The 16,553-nt window shown below is 72.9% G+C and carries 14 protein-coding genes and 1 pseudogene; 8 read left to right on the top strand and 7 right to left on the bottom strand.

The features are described 5' to 3' along the window. Positions 1-20: 20 nt before the first annotated feature. The 4 genes from NF681_17060 to NF681_17045 form a co-directional block, all read right to left on the bottom strand. Positions 21-662, bottom strand: coding sequence for a glutathione S-transferase (locus NF681_17060; GenBank protein UST53974.1), 642 nt, complete (start codon positions 660-662; stop codon positions 21-23). A gap of 20 nt (positions 663-682) precedes the next feature. Further along, the gene (locus NF681_17055; protein ID UST53973.1) at positions 683-1,927 is read right to left on the bottom strand and encodes a PLP-dependent aminotransferase family protein; all 1,245 of its coding nucleotides are present in this window, start codon (positions 1,925-1,927) and stop codon (positions 683-685) included. 112 nt (positions 1,928-2,039) lie between these two features. Next, the gene (locus NF681_17050; protein ID UST53972.1) at positions 2,040-2,981 is read right to left on the bottom strand and encodes a DMT family transporter; all 942 of its coding nucleotides are present in this window, start codon (positions 2,979-2,981) and stop codon (positions 2,040-2,042) included. Further along, positions 2,978-3,577, bottom strand: coding sequence for a LysE family transporter (locus NF681_17045; GenBank protein UST53971.1), 600 nt, complete (start codon positions 3,575-3,577; stop codon positions 2,978-2,980). The genes NF681_17050 and NF681_17045 overlap by 4 nt, the downstream gene beginning before the upstream one ends. A gap of 135 nt (positions 3,578-3,712) precedes the next feature. Between NF681_17045 and NF681_17040 the strand changes: the two genes are divergently transcribed. Beyond that, a complete protein-coding gene (locus NF681_17040) occupies positions 3,713-5,137 on the top strand; it encodes a PLP-dependent aminotransferase family protein (protein ID UST53970.1) in 1,425 nt (474 codons plus the stop codon). A 156-nt stretch (positions 5,138-5,293) separates the two neighbouring features. Then, positions 5,294-7,435 carry an acyltransferase gene (locus tag NF681_17035; GenBank protein UST53969.1) on the top strand — a complete coding sequence of 714 codons (2,142 nt, stop codon included), beginning with the start codon at positions 5,294-5,296 and terminating at the stop codon, positions 7,433-7,435. Here the strand turns inward: NF681_17035 and NF681_17030 are convergent. The 3 genes from NF681_17030 to NF681_17020 form a co-directional block, all read right to left on the bottom strand. Further along, on the bottom strand, positions 7,380-8,156 hold the full coding sequence (locus tag NF681_17030) for an SDR family oxidoreductase (GenBank protein UST53968.1): 777 nt from the start codon (positions 8,154-8,156) through the stop codon (positions 7,380-7,382). The genes NF681_17035 and NF681_17030 overlap by 56 nt on opposite strands. Before the next feature lie 140 nt (positions 8,157-8,296). Beyond that, positions 8,297-9,667 (bottom strand): leucine-rich repeat-containing serine/threonine-protein kinase, encoded by a 1,371-nt coding sequence (locus NF681_17025; GenBank protein ID UST53967.1) that lies wholly within the window; start codon positions 9,665-9,667, stop codon positions 8,297-8,299. Continuing rightward, complete coding sequence (locus NF681_17020) at positions 9,664-10,746, bottom strand: MBL fold metallo-hydrolase (GenBank protein UST53966.1); 1,083 nt, start codon at positions 10,744-10,746, stop codon at positions 9,664-9,666. Before NF681_17020 ends, NF681_17025 begins: the two co-directional genes overlap by 4 nt. A gap of 35 nt (positions 10,747-10,781) precedes the next feature. Between NF681_17020 and NF681_17015 the strand changes: the two are divergent. The 6 genes and pseudogenes from NF681_17015 (at position 10,782) to NF681_16990 (ending at position 16,541) form a co-directional block, all read left to right on the top strand. Then, positions 10,782-10,928: pseudogene (locus NF681_17015) on the top strand (hypothetical protein). Next, positions 10,918-11,382, top strand: coding sequence for a MerR family DNA-binding transcriptional regulator (locus NF681_17010; GenBank protein ID UST55820.1), 465 nt, complete (start codon positions 10,918-10,920; stop codon positions 11,380-11,382). Before NF681_17015 ends, NF681_17010 begins: the two are co-directional and overlap by 11 nt. Before the next feature lie 61 nt (positions 11,383-11,443). Continuing rightward, on the top strand, positions 11,444-12,250 hold the full coding sequence (gene can, locus NF681_17005; protein UST53965.1) for a carbonate dehydratase: 807 nt from the start codon (positions 11,444-11,446) through the stop codon (positions 12,248-12,250). After that, a complete protein-coding gene (gene aceK / locus NF681_17000) occupies positions 12,231-14,048 on the top strand; it encodes a bifunctional isocitrate dehydrogenase kinase/phosphatase (protein ID UST53964.1) in 1,818 nt (605 codons plus the stop codon). Before can ends, aceK begins: the two co-directional genes overlap by 20 nt. A gap of 37 nt (positions 14,049-14,085) precedes the next feature. Beyond that, the gene (locus NF681_16995; protein ID UST53963.1) at positions 14,086-15,282 is read left to right on the top strand and encodes an acetyl-CoA C-acyltransferase; all 1,197 of its coding nucleotides are present in this window, start codon (positions 14,086-14,088) and stop codon (positions 15,280-15,282) included. Beyond that, positions 15,279-16,541 carry a glutamate carboxypeptidase gene (locus NF681_16990; GenBank protein UST53962.1) on the top strand — a complete coding sequence of 421 codons (1,263 nt, stop codon included), beginning with the start codon at positions 15,279-15,281 and terminating at the stop codon, positions 16,539-16,541. The genes NF681_16995 and NF681_16990 overlap by 4 nt, the downstream gene beginning before the upstream one ends. Positions 16,542-16,553: the final 12 nt, after the last annotated feature.

The raw sequence follows: 16,553 nt of genomic DNA, 5'->3' as shown, positions 1-16,553 counted from the left end.
TCGGTCTCGGTGGTTTCGTTTCATTCGAGGGGGAGGTCGAGCACGCCGCGCGCGGCCGAGCGCGCCTTCAGGTCGGCGAACCAGCGTTCGACGTGCGGCCACGACGGGCGGACGTAGTCGGCCGGCGGCAGGCCGATCCAGCGGTGCGCCTCGCAGCCCAGCGGGATGTCGGCCATGGTGAATGCGTCGCCGGTCATGAAGGCCCGCGTCGCCAGGTGCGCGTCGAGCAGTGCGAACAGCGGCTCGGTGGCCGTGACCGAGCGCGCGATCGCCGCGGCGTCGCGCTCGGCCGCCGGCGTGCGGATCCACTGCCGGAAGGCCCCGGCGCTCACCGGGTTCAGGGTGGTCTGCTGCCAGTCCATCCAGCGCTCGGCGTCGAAGCGCGCGTCCAGCGGCTCGGGATAGAGCGTGCCGGGCGCGTGCTTCGCGCAGAGGTAGCGCACGATGACGTTGGACTCCCACAGCACCTGGCGCGCCGCGCCCTCGCCGTCGTCGATGCACGGCACCAGCGCGTTCGGATTGAGCGCCAGGTATTCGGGCGTGCGCACGATGCCGAAGCGCCCGCCGGCCTCCGTGCGCTGGAAGTCGAGCCCCAGCTCCTGCGCGCACCAGACCACCTTGCGCACGTTGATCGAGCTGATGCGGCCCCAGACGTTGAGCATGGCGTGGTTCCCCGGCGCGCTCAGGTCGCCTCGCAGGCGGCCGCGAGCTCCTGCCGCACCCGCGCGACGGCGTCGTGCGCGAGCTGCTCGCGCAGCGTCTCGGCCAGGGCGGCGACGGCGATGTCGATCTGCTCGACGCTGGCTGTCACGAACGACAGGCGCAGCGTGCGCGGATCGCCATGGCCGTCGGCGTGGAAGGGCGCACCGGGCACGAAGGCCACGCCGCGCTCGACCGCCAGCGGCAGCAGCGCCGTGGTGTCGATGCCCTCGGGCAGGCGCGCCCACAGGAACATGCCGCCCACGGGCGCCCTGAAGGTGACGTCCAGGCCGGCCATCTCGCGCCCGAGGGCCGCCACCATGGCGTCGCGCTGGCGCTTGTAGAGCGCGCGGATGGTGGGCACGTGGCGCTCCAGGAAGCCGTCCTTGATGACCTCGCAGACCATGCGCTGCGTGAAGATCGGCGTGTGCAGGTCGACCGCCTGCTTGGCCTGCAGCAGCTTCGGGTAGATCGCCTTGGGCGCCACCAGGAAGCCCAGGCGCAGGCCCGGGGCCAGCACCTTGGAGAACGAGCCGAGGTAGATGCAGCCTTCGGGGTTGCGCGCGGTCAGCGGCAGCGGCGGCGCCTCGTCGAACCACAGCTCGCCGTAGGGGTTGTCCTCGACGATCGGCAGGTCGGCCGCCGCCGCGGCGGCCGAGACGGCGGCGCGGCGCGCCTCGTCCATGGTGCGGCCGGTCGGGTTCTGGAAATTGGGCAGCAGGTAGATGAAGCGCGCCGCCTCCTCGCCGTCGGCGCCCCGGGCCCGGGCCACCATGTCGTCGACCACCACGCCGCCGTCGTCGCTGGCCACCGCCACGGCCAGCGGCTCCATCGGCGAGAAGGCCTGCAGCGCGCCGAGGTAGGTCGGCGTCTCCACCAGCACGCGGCTGCCGGCGTCCAGCAGCACCTTGGCCACCAGGTCCAGGCCCTGCTGCGAGCCGGTGGTGATGAGCACCTGCGACGGATCGACCGCCCAGGGCAGCATGTCGGCCACCGCCTGGCGCAGCGGGCCGTAGCCCTCGCTGGCGGCGTACTGCAGGGCGGCCGCGCCGTCGTCGGCCAGCACGGTCGCGCAGGCGGCGGCGAAGGCCGCGACCGGGAAGGTCGCGGGCGAGGGCAGGCCGCCGGCCAGGCTGATCACGCCCGGGCGTTCGGCGACCTTGAGGATCTCGCGCAGCACCGAGGGGTTCATCTTGTCGGCGCGGGCGGCCAGTTTCCAGCTTGTCATGGGGAGCTTCCTTGGGTGTTGTCGGGACGTTGGGGACGATTGTCGGACCGAGGACGGGCGCGGGCGGTGCGATTGGGGTCGGGGCGCGGCCGCGCGGTGGCGTGGCGGGGCGTCACGGCGCCGCCAGTTTCCGGCCGGCGACCACCGTGGCCACCACCGCGAGCGCGAAGCCCAGCGTGACCCATTCCAGCGGCTCGCCCAGCAGCGGCACGGCCGCGAGCATGGACAGGAAGGGCTGCAGCAGCTGCACCTGGCTCACGCGCAGCGCGCCCCCCAGGGCCAGGCCCCGGTACCAGGCGAAGAAACCCATCCACATCGAGAACACGCCGACGTAGACCAGCCCGGCCCAGGCCGAGGCGGCCACCGGCTGCGTCGGCCAGGTCAGCAGCGTGCCCGGCAGCGTGACGGGCAGGGCCAGCACGCAGACCCAGCAGATCACGCGTTCGGCGCCCAGCGACGGCGTGACCCGCGCGCCCTGGATGTAGCCCAGCGCCGCCGCCAGCACCGCCACCAGCAGCAGCAGGTCGGCCCATTCGAGGCCGAAGCCGTGGCCCTGCGCCCGCGCGCGCAGCAGCGAGAAGGCCACCACCAGCGCGCCGCCGGCGACGGCGCAGAGCCAGAAGGCCGGCCGCGCGCGCTGGCGCAGCACCAGGGCCGCGACCGCCGCCGTCGCCAGCGGCAGCAGCGCCGTCACCACCGCCGCGTGGCTGGCCGTCACCACGCGCAGCGCCAGGCCCAGCAGCAGCGGATAGCCGATGGCGTTGCCCAGCACCGCCCAGCCCAGCGGCGCCCACTCGTGGCGGCGCGGTCGCGGCGCGCGCAGGGCCGCGAGCACCACGATCGACAGCACGCCGGCCAGCGCCGCGCGTGCGAAGGTCACGAACCACGGCGAGAGCTGCGGCGCGGCCTGCGTGCCGGTGGCCAGCCGGGTCATCGGCAGGGTGACCGCGAAGATCGCCACGCCGAGCACGCCCAGCCACAGGCCGAGGGTCTCGCGCCGCAGGCCGCCGGGCGCGGCCCCGGCGGCCGTCGCCGGCAGGTCCCGGGCCGTCATGCGCCCACCATCCAGGCGGCCGTGAGCACCAGCAGCAGCGCCATGGCGCGGTTGAACCACAGCAGGCGCCGGCCCCGCGCGAGCCAGCCGCGCAGCAGCGCGCCGACCAGCGCATAGGCGAAGTTGCTGGCGAAGGCATAGGCGGCCATCACCGGGGCGACGAGGGCGAAGCGGTGCAGCGCGTCGGCCTGCCCGGCGATCCAGCCGGCCACCAGCGTGAGCGCGAGCAGCCAGGCCTTGATGTTGAGGAACTGCAGCAGCACGCCCTGCACGAAACCCACGTCGAGCCGCGCGGCGTCGGCGGTGCCGAGGGCTCCGCTGCGCGACAGCCGCAGCGCGAGCCACAGCAGGTAGCCGATGCCGATCGCCTTGACCGTCCAGCGCAACGCCGGCGCGGCCACCAGCAGCGAGCCCAGGCCCGCCGCGCACAGGCCCAGCAGCAGCGTCCAGCCCAGCGGCACGGCCAGCACGAAGCGCATGGCGCGCCCCAGGCCGCCGTTCGCGGCCAGGGCGGTGGAGAGCGTGGTGTTGGGTCCGGGCGAGAAACTCATCGCCGTGGCCAGCACCAGCAGCGCGGTGAATTCTTGCCAGTCCATTCCCTCACTCTAGACGTTCGACCATTACAGTACCGGTACAGTTTTCAGCACACAGCCCGGAACTGTATGGCTCCGGCGCCAGACACAGATCGCGGCGCGGACCGCAGCGATCCCCGCCCAGGAAGGCCTTCTCCCATGCTCACCCGCACCGCCAGCCAGTCGCTCACCGCCCAGTTGGCCGAGCGCTTCGCCGAACGCATCCGCACCCACCTGCTCGCGCCCGGGGCGCGCCTGCCGTCGGTGCGCGAATGCGCGCGCCAGCAGGGCGTGAGCCCGCACACGGTGGTCGCGGCCTACGACCAGCTGCTCGCGCAGGGCCTGGTCGAGGCGCGGCGCCAGCGCGGCTTCTACGTGCGCGACACGGTGCGCGAGCCCGCGCGCGCGGCCTCCGGCGACGGCGCGCGCGCCGCCGCCGCGCCGGCCGCGATGCCGGCGCGCCTGCCGGCCGACGCCAGCTCGCTCATCCGCGGCATGTTCCACCGCCAGAGCGACAAGCCCCAGCCCGGCATGGGCGTGTTCCCGCCCGACTGGATGGACGCCACCTTCATGCCCACGGCGCTGCGGCGCCTGACCGGCACGCGCGCGCTGCAGGAACTGTCGCTGCAGTACGGCGATCCGGCCGGCGACGAGGCCCTGCGGCGCAGCCTGTCGCACAAGCTCGCGGGCATCGGCGTGCCGGCCGCGCCCGGCCAGATCGTGACCACCGTGGGCGCCACGCACGCCCTGGACGTCGTGAGCCGCACGCTGCTGCGCGCGGGCGATCCGGTGATGGTGGAGGAGCCGGGCTGGGCGATCGAGTTCGCCCGGCTGGAGTCGCTGGGCATGCGCATCCTGCCCGTGCCCCGGCGCGCCGACGGCCCCGACCTGGCCGTGATGGCGCGCTACTGCGAGACGCACGCGCCCAAGCTCTTCGTCAGCGTGAGCGTGCTGCACAACCCCACCGGCCACAGCCTCGCGCCCGGCAGCGCGCACCGCGTGCTGCAGCTCGCCGCCCAGCACGACTTCCACATCGTCGAGGACGACACCTACAGCCACCTCGCGCCCGAGCACGCCACGCGCCTGTGCGCGCTCGACGGCCTGCGCCGCACCATCTACGTCGGCGGCTTCGCCAAGATCCTGGCGCCCAACTGGCGCATCGGCTTCCTGGCGGCGTCGCCGGCCTTGTGCGCGCGGCTGCTGGAGACCAAGCTGCTGTCCACGCTCACCACGCCGGCGCTGTTCGAACGCGCGCTGTCCGCGTGCATCGACCAGGGCCAGCTGCGCCGGCATGCCGAGCGCGTGCGCACCCGGCTCGACGGTGCGCGCGCGCGCACCGTCAAGCTCGCCCTCGCGCACGGCTGCCGGTTCGCCGCCGAGCCCGCCGGGCTGTTCGGCTGGGTCGACACCGGCGTCGACACCGACGCCCTGACCCAGCGCATGCTCGACCGGGGCTACATGCTGGCGCCGGGCTCGCTGTTCCACGCCGCGCGCACGCCGGGAACGCTCATGCGCATCAACTTCGCCACGACGCAGGACGCGACGTTCTGGGGCGTGTTCTCGGAACTCCGGCGCGGCGGCTGACGGCCCGGGCACGGGCACCGCGTTCCCGGCCGACTAAACCTTTCTGGCTACTTTTTCACGGAATGTCGATGGACCGCGATTCGGTGACATAAGTAACTTTAAAGTATTAACTGGATAGACAAGACTACATGCTGTAACAAACAGCAGGAGGGTCTCGTGACTCCAAAACACCTCGAATCCCCTGGTTTCAGGGACGACATCAACGGTCTGCGCGCCTGGGCGGTCGTCGCCGTGGTGCTCTTCCATTTCGGCCTGCCGGGGTCGCAGGGCGGCTTCGTCGGCGTCGATGTGTTCTTCGCCATCTCGGGCTTCCTGATGACGGGGATCGTGGTCAAGGCGCTGGAGCGCGGCCGGTTTTCGGTGCTGGCGTTCTACCTGGCGCGGGCGCGGCGGATCGTGCCGGCGCTGGCCGCGCTGTGCGCGACGCTGCTGGCGCTGGGCTGGCGCTTCCTGCTGCCGACCGACTACCACGGGCTCGCCTCGCACGCCTGGTCGAGCGTGACGTTCGTGTCGAACTTCAAGTACTGGCGCGAGGCCGGCTACTTCGATGCCGGCTCGCACGACAAGTGGCTGCTGCACACCTGGTCGCTGGCCGTGGAGTGGCAGTTCTACCTGGTGCTGCCGCTGGTGCTGCTGGCGGTGTGGAAGCTGCGTCCCGGGCGCGCCGCGCTGATGGCCGTGCTGATCGCCGGCCTGGCGGGCTCGCTCGCGCTGTCGGTGATCGGCACGCCGCTCAAGCCGATCGGCGCCTTCTTCATGCTGCCCACGCGGGCCTGGGAAATGATCGCCGGCGGCCTGGCCTGGATGCTGGCCAACCGCTGGGCCTTCACGGCGCGCCAGCGCACGGCGCTGGAGGCCGCCGGCCTGGGCCTGATCGTCGCGTCGCTGGCCGCCTTCGACGCCACCTCGGACTGGCCGGGCTGGCGCGCCATGGTGCCGGTGGCCGGCGCCGTGGCGGTGCTGATGGCGGCGCGCGGCGGCTCGCCGTGGACCGGCAACCCGATCGCGCAGTGGCTGGGCACGCGTTCGTACTCGATCTACCTGTGGCACTGGCCGCTGGTGGTGGCGCTGAGCTACGCCGGCTGGCTGGCCCAGCCCGTGGCCATCGCGGCCGGTCTGGCGCTGACGCTGGCGCTGGGCGACCTCTCCTACCGCCTGATCGAGACGCCGGCGCGCGTCGGCCTCGATCGCCTGCCGCGCGGCTGGGGCGTCGCGGCCCTGGCCGGCGTCGTCGCCCTGGTGGTGGTGCCGGGCCTGGGCGTGGCCGCCAAGCAGGGCGTCGCCGGGCGCCTCGCGCCGGAGATCGAGCGGGTCTCGGCCGAAGCCCTCAACTTCAATCCGCGCCGCCTGGAATGCAACCTCAACACCGGCGTCGCATCGCCCTCGTGCGTGTACGGCGGCCCGCGGGTGGACGCCGTGGTCATCGGCGACAGCCACGCCAACGCGCTGGTGACGGCGGTGGCCGCGGCGCTTCCCACGGCCGCGCAGGGCGTCATGGAATGGTCCTACAGCGCCTGCCCGACGCTCGAGGGCGCTCACCTGCAGGGCGTCTCGCAGAACCGCTGCCACGAGTTCGTCGACTGGACGCTCAGGCAGCTCAAGGCCGTGCCGGCGGCCACGCCGGTGGTGGTCATCAACCGCCATGGCCAGTACGTCTTCGGCGACATCGTGGACGACGCGCATCCCTCCACGCCGTGGATCTACTTCACCAAGCGCTACGCCACCCCGGAGCCGGCCTTCAAGAAGGAATACACCGACCGCCTGGTCGCGATGGCCTGCCGCCTGGCCAAGGACCATCCGGTCTACCTCGTGCGCCCGGTGCCGGAGATGGACCGCGACGTGCCCAGCACGGCGCGCGCCATGGTCTGGGGCGAGCGGCGGGAGGTCGGCATCACCCTGGCGAGCTACCACCGACGGCACGATTTCATCTGGGCCGCGCAGGACGCCGCGCGCGACCAGTGCGGCGCCAGGATCCTCGACCCGCTGCCCTACCTGTGCGAGGACGGCATGTGCCACGGCAGCCGCGACGGCCGGCCGCTGTACTTCGACGACGACCACATGAGCGAGTACGGCAACAAGCTGCTGGTGCCGATGTTCGCCGAGGTCTTCGGCGCCGAGCGCGCACCCGCCGCGCCGGCCGCGCCCGCCGCGCCGCCGCCCGCCGCGCCGTTCGTGCCGGGCGACCCGGGCGACGCCTCCATCGGCAGGGGCGAGCACCTCGTCGCCCACGCCGTCATCCCCGCTATGCCGGGCGGACCAGCGACGAGCCGCCGTCCACTGTCAGCGTCGCTCCCATGACGTAGTCGCCCGCGCGCGAGGCCAGGTAGATGGCCGCGCCGGCCATGTCCTCGGCCACGCCGATGCGCCCGCCGGGAATGCGCGGCGTCACCTGGTCGGCGTGGTCGCGCGCGGTGCGGTTCATGTCCGAGGCGAAGGCGCCCGGCGCGATGGCGCTCACCGCGATGCGCTCGGGCGCCAGGCGCAGCGCCATGCGGCGCGTGAGGTGCACCAGCCCGGCCTTGCTCGCCGCGTACGAGTAGGTCTCCATCGGGTTGACCGACAGGCCGTCGATGGAGGCGATGTGGATCACCTTGGCGAGGTGGTCGGTGGCGGCGGCGCGCAGCATCGGCGCCAGCGCCTGCGTGAGGAAGAAGGGCGCCTTCAGGTTGAGGTCGACGACCTTGTCCCAGCCGCTCTCCGGGAACTCGTCGAAGGGCGCTCCCCAGGCGGCGCCGGCGTTGTTGACCAGGATGTCGAGCGTGGCTTCGTGCCTGGCGTAGGCGGCGACCAGGTCGCGGATGCCTTCGGGCGTCGAGACGTCCGCCGGCAGCGAGACGCACGGGCCCAGCGCCGACATCTCGGCGGCGGCGCGGTCGCAGGCCTCGGCCTTGCGCGCGGAGATGTAGACGCGGGCGCCCTGCGCGAGGAAGCCCTCGGCGATCATGCGGCCGATGCCGCGCGAGCCGCCCGTGACGAGGGCGCTGCGGCCCTGGAGCGAGAAGAGGTCGGTGGTGTTCATGGGAAGGGGGTCTCCGTGGTGCGCCGCGTGCCGACGGGTGGCCGGGCGGGAGGCAGCTTAAGAGGCGGACGCGGCGCCCGGCGTCACGCAGGCGCCAGGTGCCGGCGGCCGGCCGCCGCCGCCCCCGCCGCCCCCGCCGGTCAGTCGACGCGCGGCGCCCGCAGCGCGGCGTCGATCGCCACGAAGCCGGGGCGCGCCGCGGGATCGCGATCGAGGCAGCGCCCCCGGAGCGCGCGCAGCGCGGCCAGCCCCGCCCGGGCGCCGGCGTCGGCATCGGCGTCCACGTCGCAGCGCTCGACCAGCTCTTCCAGCAGGCAGCCGAAGGCGCGCACCTCCAGGCGGGCCAGCGCGGGGGCGTCGGCGACGAACGAGGCGGCGCCGAAATCGCCCAGCAGGGCGACGGCGCCGGCCGGCGCGTCGTCGCGCCACAGGATGTTGTGCGCGTAGAGGTCCCCGTGCAGCAGCCCGCGCGCGTGCAGGTGCGCCGCCGCCGAGGCGACGTCGCGGGCGATGCCCAGCGCCTGCGCGGGCGTGAAGCGCCGGTCGGCGGCGTAGACGTCGCGCGTGCAGGACGCGAGGCTCGGCGGCCCGGCCAGCACGCCGAAGGCCGGGTCGACCAGGCGCAGCGCCAGGCCCTCGCCGGCGGCGTCCGCGTCCGCGCCGGCCTCGACCGTGGCCAGCGCGCCGATCAGTCCGGGGTGGTCGCCCGCCGCGATGCAGGCGGCGCGCTCGCTGCGCGGCGTGCCGTCGCTGGTCATGGCGCCCTTGAAATGCTTCACGGCGATGGCGAGCGGCTCGCCATCGCGTCGCCGCCACAGCGCGCGCCGGATCACGCCCGAGGCGCCTTCGCCCAGCCGCGCCTGCGCCACCAGGTCGGCGCCGGCGATGCGCGGCAGGGCGTGGGCGCCGAGCGCGGCGTCCTCGCGCGCGCGGCCCAGCGGGTTGCCGCCGAAGGCCAGCCACGCCAGGCGCGGCAGCCGCGCGAGCCAGGGCGGCAGGCGCTCGAAGCGGTTGGCCGCGATGCGCAGCAGCTCCAGGCGCCCGGCGCCGGCCAGGGTGTCGGGCAGGCGCTCGAGCCGGTTGCCCGCCAGCATCAGCTTCTGCAGCCGGGGGCGTTCGCCCAGCGCGTCGGGCAGTTCGGCGATGTCGTTGTCCGTCAGGATCAGCCAGCGCAGGCGCAGCGGCAGCGACGCGGCCGGCACGTCGCGGATGCGGTTGGCCTTGAAGCCGACCATCTCCAGCCGCAGGCAGGCACCCAGGCTCGACGGCAGCGTGGTGAAGCGGTTGTCCGAGCAGAACAGCACGCGCAGGCGATGCAGCCGGTGCAGGTCGTCGGGCAGCGCGTCGAGCGCATTGCCCGACAGGTCGAGGATCTCCAGCGAATCGGCCAGCGCGAAGACCTCGCGCGGGAACTCGTCCAGGCCGCAGGCCAGCGCGAGGCGGGTCGCGCCCGCGAGTTCGCCCGCGCGCAGGGCGCGCAGCGTCTCGTCGCCCGCCGCGCGGCCGCTCATGCGGCGTGCGCGCCGAAGCGCAGGATGCCGTCCGCGCCCCGGCGGCGCTGCAGCTGGCCGGCATGCCACAGCAGGTTCAGGTGCGCCACGGTCTCGCCCATCGCGAAGGTCAGCTGGTGCACGTCGAGTTCGCGCCTGAACAGCACGGGCAGGGCCTCGGCGGCCGACAGCGGCCGCGCGGTGCAGGCCGCGAACAGCTCGGCCAGACGGTCGCGGTGGTGTTCCTGCAGTTGCTCGATGCGGCGGTGCACGCCGGTGAAGGGCTTGCCGTGCGAGGGCAGGGCCAGCACGCCGGCGGGCAGGTCGCGAAAGCGCACGATGCTCTCCAGGAAGAGCCGCAGCGAATCGGCCTCGGGCTCGTCCGAATGCACGCTCACGTTGGTGGAGATGCGCGGCAGCATCATGTCGCCGGCGATCAGCACGTCGATCGCCTCGCAGTACAGGGCGATGTGCTCGGGCGCGTGGCCGTGCCCGTCGATGCAGCGCCAGGCGCGCCCGCCGATGGTCACCGTGCCGCCGTCGAGCAGGCGCACGAAGCTGCGCGGCACCGACGGCACGAGGTGGCGGTAGTAGCCGGTGCGCTCGCGGATGCGCTGCACGGCCTCGCCGGCGACCAGGCCGTGGCTGGCGAAGAAGTCGGCCGCCTCGTCGCCGCCGGCGGTGTTGTCGGCCGCGCCGGGCGCCACGAGGCCGCGCGCGACGTGGAAGTCGGTGGCGCTCATCCACAGGGGCGCGTTCCAGCGCGTGCACAGCCAGTCGGCCAGGCCGATGTGGTCGGGGTGCATGTGCGTGACGATCACGCGCAGCACCGGCAGGCCGTCGAGCTGCGTGGCGAAGACCTGCTCCCACTGCGCGCGCGAGGCGTCGCTGGCGATGCAGCAGTCCACCACCGTCCAGCCCTCCACGCGGCCCTCGGGGCCGTCCTGCGCGTCGCGCAGGAGCCAGAGGTTGACGTGGTCCAGGGCGAAGGGCAGGCCCATGCGGACCCAGCGGATGCCGGGCGCCACCTCGATGGCCTCGCCGGGAGCCGGCAGGCGCTCGCCCATCGGATAGTGGAGTTCGCGTTCGAGGAGGTTCATGGGATAGGATGGAGGTTGACGTTGACGTCAACGTCATGCGACGGGGTTTTCATTGTAGGCACGCGCCCGCGCGGCGCCCTGTCGCTCCCGCAACCCTTCTTCCGCCCCATGTCCGCACAGACCTTCACCATCGGCGAGCTCGCCCGCGAGTTCGAGCTCACGACCCGGGCCATGCGCTTCTACGAGGACAAGGGCCTGCTCGCGCCGGCGCGCACCGGCCCCGGCGGGCGCCAGCGCGTGTACGGCGCGCGCGACCGCACCCGGCTCGCGCTGACCCTGCGCGCCAAGCGCCTGGGCCTGAGCCTGAGCGAGGTGAAGGACATCCTCGACATGTACGACAGCCCGCGCGACACCGTCGCGCAGCTGGAGAAGTTCCTCGGCGTGCTGGGCGCGCACCGCGCGCAGCTGGAGGCGCAGATGGCCGAGGTGCAGGGCAACCTCGACGACGTGCGGCTGCAGGAGGACCAGGCCCGCGCCGCGCTCGAGCGGGCGCGCCGGGGCGCCGCCGCCCCGGGCGCGCGGACGGGCGCGAAGGCCGCCGCCAAGGCCGCGCCCCGGACCGCGCCCCGGAACGTCTCCAAGACCGCCGCCAAGGCGCCGCGCGCGGCCCCCGGCAAGGCCGCCGCGCCGCACTGACACGCGAGCGTCACGCGCCCGGCCGACCCTCTCCGATCAACCACTTCCCGAACCTTCGACCATGCCCGATTCCGACGACACCCTCGACGACCTGTTCGCCCACAACCGTGCCTGGTCGGCCCAGATGGAGCGCGACCGCCCCGGCTTCTTCACCAGCCTGGTCAAGCAGCAGACGCCGCGCTACATGTGGATCGGCTGCTCCGACAGCCGCGTGCCGGCCAACCAGATCACCGGCCTGGAGCCCGGCGAGGTGTTCGTGCACCGCAACGTCGCCAACATCGTGGTGCATTCCGACCTCAACGCGCTCTCGGCGATCCAGTTCGCGGTCGAGCACCTGAAGGTCGAGCACATCATGGTGGTCGGCCACTACGGCTGCGCCGGCGTGAAGGCGGCCCTGAGCGGCACGCGCATCGGCCTGGCCGACAACTGGATCCGCCACATCCAGGACGTGCGCGACCGCCACCACGTGATGCTCGACTCGCTGCCCGAGGCGGTGCGCGTGGACGCGCTGTGCGAGCTCAACGTGGCCGAGCAGGTGGTCAACGTGGCGGTCAGCACCGTCATGGTGGACGCCTGGAGCCGGGGCCAGAAGGTGCGCATCCACGGCTGGAGCTACGGCGTGCACGACGGCCTGCTGCAGGACCTGCGCCTGTCGGTGGACGGCAGCAGGCCGCTCGACGCCATCTACAAGGCCGCCGTGCAGCGCATCCGCCACAAGTGGAGCAAGCCCGGCGAGCCGCTGGTGATCACGCCGCGCCCGCGCGCCGAGGCCGCCGTGCAGGCGCCGCCGCCCGCGCCGACGTCGCAGCCCACGCTCGAAGCACCCGCCGCCTTCGGCACCGCCGACCATGTTTCCCCAGCGCCTTGACTCGCCGCTCGCCTACGACATCGCCAAGGCGCTGATCGACGGCTTCGACCGGCACTACCGGCTGTTCCGCGCCGAGTCGGCGCGCGCCAAGCACCGCTTCGAGACCGCCGACTGGCACGGTCAGCGGCGCGCCCAGCGCGAGCGCATCGAGTTCTACGACCTGCGCGTGGCCGAGGCCGTGGCGCGGCTGACCAAGGAGTTCGGCGCCGGCGAGCAGCCGATGGAGGTCTGGCAGCAGGTCAAGCTGCACTTCATCGGCCTGCTGGTGGACCACCGCCAGCCCGAGCTGGGCGAGAGCTTCTTCAACTCCGTCACCACCAAGATCCTGCACCGCGCGTATTTCCAGAACGACTTCATCTTCGTGCGTCCGGCCCTGAGCACCGAGTACATCGAGCCGCGCGGCGCGCCCACCTACCGCGCCTACTACCCGACCCACGAGACCCTGGCCGACACCGTCGAGCGCATGCTCGAGGACCAGGCGCTGCAGGGCCGCTTCACCGACCGCCGGCGCGACGCCGAGCGGGTGGCCGCCGCGGTGCGCGGGCGCTTCCACCAGGTGCGCCTGCGCGCGAACTTCCAGCTGCAGGTGCTCGCCGGCCTGTTCTACCGCAACAAGGGCGCCTACCTCGTCGGGCGCATCATGAACGGCTTCATGGAGCTGCCCTTCGCGCTGCCGATCCTGCACGACGAGGCCGGGCGCTTCCGCATCGACGCCGTGCTCTTCGGCGAGGAGGAGCTGCAGATGCTCTTCAGCTTCGCGCGGGCGTACTTCATGGTCGACATGGAGGTGCCCTCGGCCTACGTGCGCTTCCTGCGCGCGCTCATGCCGCGCAAGCCGCGCGCGGAGATCTACGCCGCCCTGGGCCTGGCCAAGCAGGGCAAGACGCTGTTCTACCGCGACTTCCTCTCGCACCTGAACTACAGCAGCGACCGCTTCCGCATCGCCCCGGGCATCAAGGGCATGGTGATGCTGGTGTTCGACCTGCCCTCGTTCCCCTACGTCTTCAAGGTCATCAAGGACCACTACCCGCCGCAGAAGGACACCTCGCGCGAGCAGATCGAGGCCAAGTACCAGCTGGTCAAGCACCACGACCGCGTGGGCCGCATGGCCGACACGCTGGAGTACAGCGACGTGGGCTTTCCGCTCGAACGCTTCGACCCCGCGCTGGTCGCGGAGATCGAGGCCTTCGCGCCCAGCCAGATGGAGATCGGCGACCGCGACGGCAACGGCGAGATGGAGCTGGTGCTGCGCCACGTCTACATCGAGCGCCGCATGATCCCGCTGAACCTCTACCTGCAGGAGACCTTCGACACCATCGAGCGGCCGGAGAGCCCGGCGCAGGCGCAGCGCGCGCAGTCGCAGCTCGCGCACGCGGTGGTCGAGTACGGCAACGCCATCAAGGACATGGTGGCGGCCAACATCTTCCCCGGCGACATGCTGTGGAAGAACTTCGGCGTCACGCTCAACGGCAAGGTCGTGTTCTACGACTACGACGAGATCGAATACCTCACCGACTGCAACTTCAGGAAGGTGCCCGAGCCGCGCAACGAGGAGGACGAGATGAGCGGCGAGATCTGGTATTCGGTCGGCCCGAAGGACGTCTTCCCCGAGACCTTCGCGCCCTTCCTGCTGGGCAACGACCGGGTGCGCGCGCACTTCATGGCGCACCACGCCGACCTGCTGGAGCCGGCCTTCTGGCAGCACCACAAGGCGCGCATCCAGGCCGGCCAGATGCCCGACGTGTTCCCCTACGACGAGGCGCGGCGCTTCCCGCGCGAGGCCGCCCCCGCCGGCTGAATCCATCCATCGACCCATCCCGACAGGAGACCCACCCATGACCACCACCCCCACCGAATCCATCGTCATCGCCGGTGCCGCGCGCACGCCCATGGGCGGCTTCCAGGGCGACTTCGCGTCGCTGGCGGCGCACGACCTGGGCGGCGCCGCCATCCGCGCGGCCGTCGAGCGCTCGGGCATCGCGCCGGAAGCCGTCGGCGAGGTGCTGTTCGGCAACTGCCTGATGGCCGGCCAGGGCCAGGCGCCGGCGCGCCAGGCGGCCTACAAGGGCGGCCTGCCCGACGGCACCGGCGCCGTCACGCTGAGCAAGATGTGCGGCTCGGCCATGAAGGCGGCGATGCTCGCGCACGACCTGCTGCTCGCCGGCACGCACGACGTGATCGTCGCGGGCGGCATGGAGAGCATGACCAACGCCCCCTACCTGATGCTCAAGGGCCGCGGCGGCTACCGCATGGGCCACGACCGCATCTTCGACCACATGATGCTCGACGGCCTGGAGGACGCCTACCAGCCCGGGCGCTCCATGGGCACCTTCGGCGAGGACTGCGCGGCGAAGTACGGCTTCACGCGCGCGCAGCAGGACGCCTTCGCCACGGCCAGCGTCGAGCGCGCCCGCCACGCCATCGCCGACGGGCTGTTCGCCGCCGAGATCGCGCCCGTCACGGTCAAGGGCCGCGACGGCGACACCGTGGTGTCCATCGACGAGGGCCCGGGCAAGGCCAGGCTGGAGAAGATCGCCACGCTGCGCCCGGCGTTCAAGAAGGACGGCGGCACCATCACCGCCGCGTCGAGCTCGTCGATCAACGACGGCGCCGCCGCGCTGGTGATGACCACGGCGTCGCACGCGCAGAAGATCGGCGCCGCGCCGATCGCCCGCCTCGTCGCCCACGCCACGCACGCGCAGCAGCCCGAGTGGTTCTCCACCGCGCCGGTGGGCGCGGTGCACAAGCTCTTCGCCAAGACCGGCTGGAACGTCGCGGACGTCGACCTGTGGGAGGTCAACGAGGCCTTCGCGGTGGTGCCGATGGCGCTGATGGCGGAGCTGGGCGTGTCGCACGACATCGTCAACGTGCACGGCGGCGCCTGCGCGCTGGGTCACCCGATCGGCGCGAGCGGGGCGCGCATCATGGTCACGCTGATCCACGCGCTGCGCGCGCGCGGCCTCCAGCGCGGCGTGGCCACGCTGTGCATCGGCGGGGGCGAGGCCACGGCCGTGGCGCTGGAACTCGCATGACCCTGCCATCGACGGGACGCGCCCTGGCGCTGGCGGTCGCGCTGGCCGGCGCCGCGACCACGACGGCGGGCTGGGCGCAGAAGCGCGACAGCGCGCTGTTCGACGCCGCCACGGCCGAGCAGCCGGCGGTGGTGCGCACGCTGGAGCGGCTGGTCGCCATCGAGACGCCGACCGGCGACGCCGCCGGCATCGCCGCCGCCGGCCAGTTGCTGGAGGCCGAGCTGAAGGCGCTGGGCTTCACCGTCGCGCGCCACAAGGCGGTGGCGCCGGCGGTGGGCGACAACCTGGTGGGCCGGCTGGCCGGCCGGCTCGACGGCAAGGGCGGCAAGCACCTGCTGCTGCTCTCGCACATGGACACCGTGCACCCGCGCGGCACGCTGGCCAAGACGCCGTTCCGCATCGAGGGCGCGCGCGCCTACGGCCCCGGCATCGCCGACGACAAGGGCGGCGCGGCGGTCATCCTGCACGCGCTGCGCCTGCTCACCACCTACGGCTTCCGCGACTTCGCCAGCATCACGGTGCTGTTCAACACCGACGAGGAGAAAGGCTCCTTCGGCTCGCGCGAGCTGATCCAGCAGGAAGCGCTAGCGGCCGACTACGTGCTGTCCTTCGAGCCGACCGCCGCCGAGCGCGAGACCTTCGTGCTGGGCACCTCCGGCATCGCCTACGTGCAGGCCGACGTCCGGGGCCGCGCCGCGCACGCCGGGGTGGCGCCGGAGGCCGGCGTCAACGCGCTGGTCGAGGCCGCCGACCTGGTGGCGCGCACCCAGGACCTGGACGACAAGTCGCGCGGCCTGCGCTTCAACTGGACGCTGGCGCGCGCCGGCACCGCGTCGAACGTCATCCCCGAGAGCGCCACGCTCAACGCCGACGTGCGCTACGCCCGGCCCGAGGACCTGGAAGCCGTCTTCAAGACCCTGGAGGAGCGCGCCCAGGCCAGGAAGCTGCCCGGCGCCGAGGTCGCCGTCGCCATCACGCGCGGCCGGCCGGCCTTCAACGCCGGGGAGGGTGGACGCCGTCTGGTGGACAAGGCCGCGGCCTTCTACCGCGAGGCCGGCGGCACGGTCGAGATCGAGGAGCGCACCGGCGGCGGCACCGACGCCGCGTACGCCGCGCTGTCGGGCAAGCCGGTCATCGAAAGCCTGGGGCTCCCGGGTTTCGGCTATCACAGCGACAAGGCCGAGTACGTGATGATCGACGCCATCCCGCGCCGCCTCTACATGGCGGCGCGGCTGATCATGGACCTCGGCACCAAATAAGGAAGACTTCCA

The sequence above is a fragment of the Comamonadaceae bacterium OTU4NAUVB1 genome (genome assembly GCA_024372625.1).
Classification (GTDB): Bacteria; Pseudomonadota; Gammaproteobacteria; order Burkholderiales; family Burkholderiaceae_C; genus Variovorax.
This window is presented reverse-complemented; position numbering and strand designations above follow the sequence as displayed.